Annotated in this window: 4 protein-coding genes and 2 pseudogenes; 2 read left to right on the forward strand and 4 right to left on the reverse strand. The window is 54.5% G+C overall.

Translation table 11 applies throughout. The features are described from left to right. Nucleotides 1-323 precede the first annotated feature (323 nt). Together IL54_RS23335 and IL54_RS18890 are read right to left on the reverse strand one after the other, a co-directional pair. Nucleotides 324-959 carry an HPP family protein gene (locus tag IL54_RS23335; RefSeq protein WP_237748962.1) on the reverse strand — a complete coding sequence of 212 codons (636 nt, stop codon included), beginning with the start codon at nt 957-959 and terminating at the stop codon, nt 324-326. A 52-nt stretch (nt 960-1,011) separates the two neighbouring features. After that, the gene (locus tag IL54_RS18890; protein WP_037479447.1) at nt 1,012-1,473 is read right to left on the reverse strand and encodes an RrF2 family transcriptional regulator; all 462 of its coding nucleotides are present in this window, start codon (nt 1,471-1,473) and stop codon (nt 1,012-1,014) included. A 93-nt stretch (nt 1,474-1,566) separates the two neighbouring features. Here IL54_RS18890 and IL54_RS18895 point away from each other — a divergent pair, with 93 nt between their 5' ends. Together IL54_RS18895 and IL54_RS23340 are read left to right on the forward strand one after the other, a co-directional pair. Further along, nucleotides 1,567-2,010: a globin domain-containing protein gene (locus IL54_RS18895; protein WP_037479448.1), complete on the forward strand. Its 444-nt coding sequence runs from the start codon at nt 1,567-1,569 to the stop codon at nt 2,008-2,010. 11 nt (nt 2,011-2,021) lie between these two features. Further along, a pseudogene (locus IL54_RS23340) lies at nt 2,022-2,246 on the forward strand (DUF1971 domain-containing protein); the annotation flags it as partial. Nucleotides 2,247-2,256: 10 nt separating this feature from the next. Here IL54_RS23340 and IL54_RS25495 read toward each other — a convergent pair. Continuing rightward, a complete protein-coding gene (locus IL54_RS25495; protein ID WP_237748964.1) occupies nt 2,257-2,574 on the reverse strand; it encodes a hypothetical protein in 318 nt (105 codons plus the stop codon). Between the two features lie 647 nt (nt 2,575-3,221). Further along, nucleotides 3,222-3,513 (reverse strand): annotated as a pseudogene (locus tag IL54_RS25500) (hypothetical protein); the annotation flags it as partial.

Here is a 3,513-nt window from a genome sequence, read left to right on the forward strand (position 1 = left end):
TCAAATCGCTTGGCAAAGCCAGTGCCGCACGGGCATACTGCGCCCGAGTGGTATCGGTCCACATCGTTGGTCTCCGGAAGTTTTCGCAAAAACCCCTGAATCAACGACTTGGGATGGCGTCAAGCTAACCCGCTGATACCACTCAACTTAATTTCGGATCAGGCTCTTAGCGGACGCTCGAGTCACAAATGGGGGGATCCAAAAACGGTCTTTCGTTCAGGTCGATCTTTGCCATCCCGGTCGCTTTTGATGCAAAAATCAAAACTTTTGCATCAACGAAATGGGCAACCACAATGCCATAAATTATCGAGAAGTTGACGGATTTACCGACGCTGGGATTTCATTAGAGCATGTCGTTCGACATGTGCCAGCAGCACTTCGATATCTTCACGACTGATATCGAAGCTTTCATGCATATCTTCCAGTGCCGCATCGATATCGGATGAATGAAAAGCTCGTGGAACGCGAGGCTCCGGCGTGAGGGCTGGTACGTGCGGATAGCTATGTGTGGTCATACGATGAAAGAACATAGCTATCGACACAAGTGCTATGGAATTGATCGCTACCGGCGCGAAAGCGAAGCTATATCCTGCTGCGTGAATGCCTTGGCTGCCAATTACTGCAGTAAGCGCAGCCGCGCCTCCCGGGGGATGTAGGCAGCGCAGTAGCGACATCACCAGAATCGCGCCGCCCACCGCGACGCCAGCGGCAAGTGTGATGTCTGGAAACAGATTGAACGCCCATACGCCAATCAAGGTTGAAATGGTGTTGCCGCCGACCACGGCCCAAGGCTGGGCTAGAGGGCTGGAAGGCACGGCAAATACCAATACCGCTGAAGCACCAAGGGGTGCGACAATGATCGGCAAATCCACAGCAGAAAGAGGAAGGCCAGCACAAACTACGATGGTAAGAGCGATGGCAATCGCAGCACCCAAACTTGCGATCAATCGATCTGGCAAGGTCGCGCCTGCAAGGATTGGCTTAAATATGTTTAGCACGATATCTGGGAAATTAGTTGTAGACTAAAGTGGTGCTGGCGCGGGGTACGTTCGAGAGCTGGATCGCTGCAGGGAGCCGTGAGCCAGCGGCAGCCTGCGCAAGAGTTTGTTGGTCCAACTCAGCGAGAAATACGCCCATAGCTTTGTTAAGCATACCTCTTAGACCACAGCTGCCGCGCAGGATGCAGTTTTCGCAATCGGCAAGATTCAGACATGGCTCGGTAAGTCTCACCACCTCACCAAGCGTGATAGTTTCGGCTGAACGCCCGAGACGAAATCCTCCGCTGCGCCCGCGCACGGTCTGGAGTAGACCAGCGTTGGAAAGCACATTTACTACCTTCATCGCATTATTGCGTGAAATAGCATGGTCGGCCGCCACTTGCGCGACCCCCAACAGCCCGTCTCCATCCCGAGCCGCTAGTGCTGCATGGAGCAAAATGCGTAGCGCGTAGTCGGTATGCGCGGTCAGGCGCATCTCAAATCTTGACCTTAAACATGCATGTGTATTGCATCTTTTTAGAGCAGGAGTATAGATGCATTCCATCTGCATGTTTATATGGAATTGCCCATGACCACGCCGCTTTCTGAACAGACTATCGCCATCGTCAAATCCACTGCGCCGATCCTGCAGGTTCATGGCGTGGAAATCACGACGCGCATGTACGAACGGCTGTTTGTCGATCCTGAAATCAAAGCCCTATTCGATATGGCGGCTCAAGAATCTGGCGAGCAGCCTAAGCGGCTTGCGGCTGCCATCCTTGCCTTCGCACAGAACGCCGACAAGCTTGAGGCGTTGAAACCCGCGATCGAACGCATCGCTGCGCGCCACGTCGCGACGCACATTAAGCCAGAGCATTACCCTGCCGTTGCGAACGCCCTGCTCCCGGCGATCAAGGACGTTCTTGGAGATGCGGTTGATGATACCGTGCTGAATGCATGGGGCGAGGCGTACTGGTTCCTTGCCGACGTTCTGAAGGCACGTGAAACCATGCTCTACACTGAGGCGGCGTGACATCGGAAATCATGCCATCAGAGGCCGCTGCCGAACTTCCCGAAGGCTTGGAGCCATATCGTCAGACTGACGTGTTTACAGAGGTTTCGATTCCAGCGGGCCTTCGTAAGGATCATTGTACGAAGCCAGGGGTATGGGGGCTGATACAGGTGGCGGAAGGCCGATTGCGCTATTGCGTAACCGATCCACGCCGAGTGGGTGCCGAACTTATACTGACGCCTGAGAGCAGACCAGGTTTGGTGGAGCCTACGATCCTCCATCATGTTGTGCCGCTTGGACCCGTCCGGTTTCATGTTCAATTCTACCGTCAGCTTTCCAAGGCTGTGCCGCTGTGTCGGTTTGAAGAACTGGCAACACGGGAAAACCGACTGCGCAGCGGAGCCACTGCGGCAGAGCCGCAAGATTAGTTTGCCCAACGGTGGCTTCGCCCACTATTATGGGCACTATCTGTGCATCAGATTTTTGCATCAGGGAGAGGCGCAGATTTCCGCCATTCTCGATCTGATGCACAAATTGTGATTTATGCATCAGATCGGAAACAGGCTTCGGGAAAGCCAATGTCAAAATTCGACGCACCGTCCATGACCGGTGATACCAACGGTCATGGACGATGATGCCGATCCGGCCTATCAAAGCGACGAGCTAATCACGCAATAAACAAGTATTGGAACGCCAACGACCAGAATTAGGAAAGCAAGGTTTAGGTCAATAAATCTACCCAGACGACTGAGCCTGCTGTTGGAATCGGTTTCATAATGTGTGGTCGCTTCGTCTTCTATTTCCAGAGAGAAATTGTTAGAAAAGAAGTGCTTGGGTCTTGAGCGTAACCGCTGGCGATTCTCTACGATGCGAATCCCATCGATATGGTGCGATAGGCGATGGTGCGGCTTTTCAGTAAATTCTGACATGTGCGATTCCCGCTTATTCGAGATCGCGGACGCGCTTCGCGCATCCGCGGGATCAAAATCGAATAGAGCCCGAACTCAAGCGGCAAATGTCCGCGAGCTCGGGCTAGCGGCGTGCGGCGAGTTGGCCGGCGTGATCAATGAACCGCTTATATGTCTCAAGCAGAGGCATCCAGCGAACATCGCGGTACACCTCCTTAATGTCAAATCGACGCGGCAGCCGATCGTTTATCTGTCCCCACCCGCGCAGTTCGCGCGCCGTGCGCAGGTTGTCGGGGGCTGATCGGGTAATCCAGACGGACATGGCTATGTCTGCCCCGCCATATTTTCCTTGCTACCATCCCGTGTCGCGATCCTGACTGCGGGCGCACAGTCGCAACGCTGTGGATCGTGGGCAAGCAGCTCACCCGTCGCAATCACTTCAAAGGTCCGGTTGTCGATGTAGCGCACAGGCTCGCCGTTGAGCAGCGTTGTCCAGGCCGAGCCGCGATGTTGTCGCGCTCCTACTCCCCCTTGCGAAGTGAAGAGGTGGCGGTGCTGGCTCTGTTGCAAAGATTGGCGGCAGTCAGAGGTAGGCTGTCGCTCTGCGCCGATCAGG

The organism is Sphingobium sp. ba1, assembly GCF_000743655.1.
GTDB lineage: Bacteria > Pseudomonadota > Alphaproteobacteria > Sphingomonadales > Sphingomonadaceae > Sphingobium.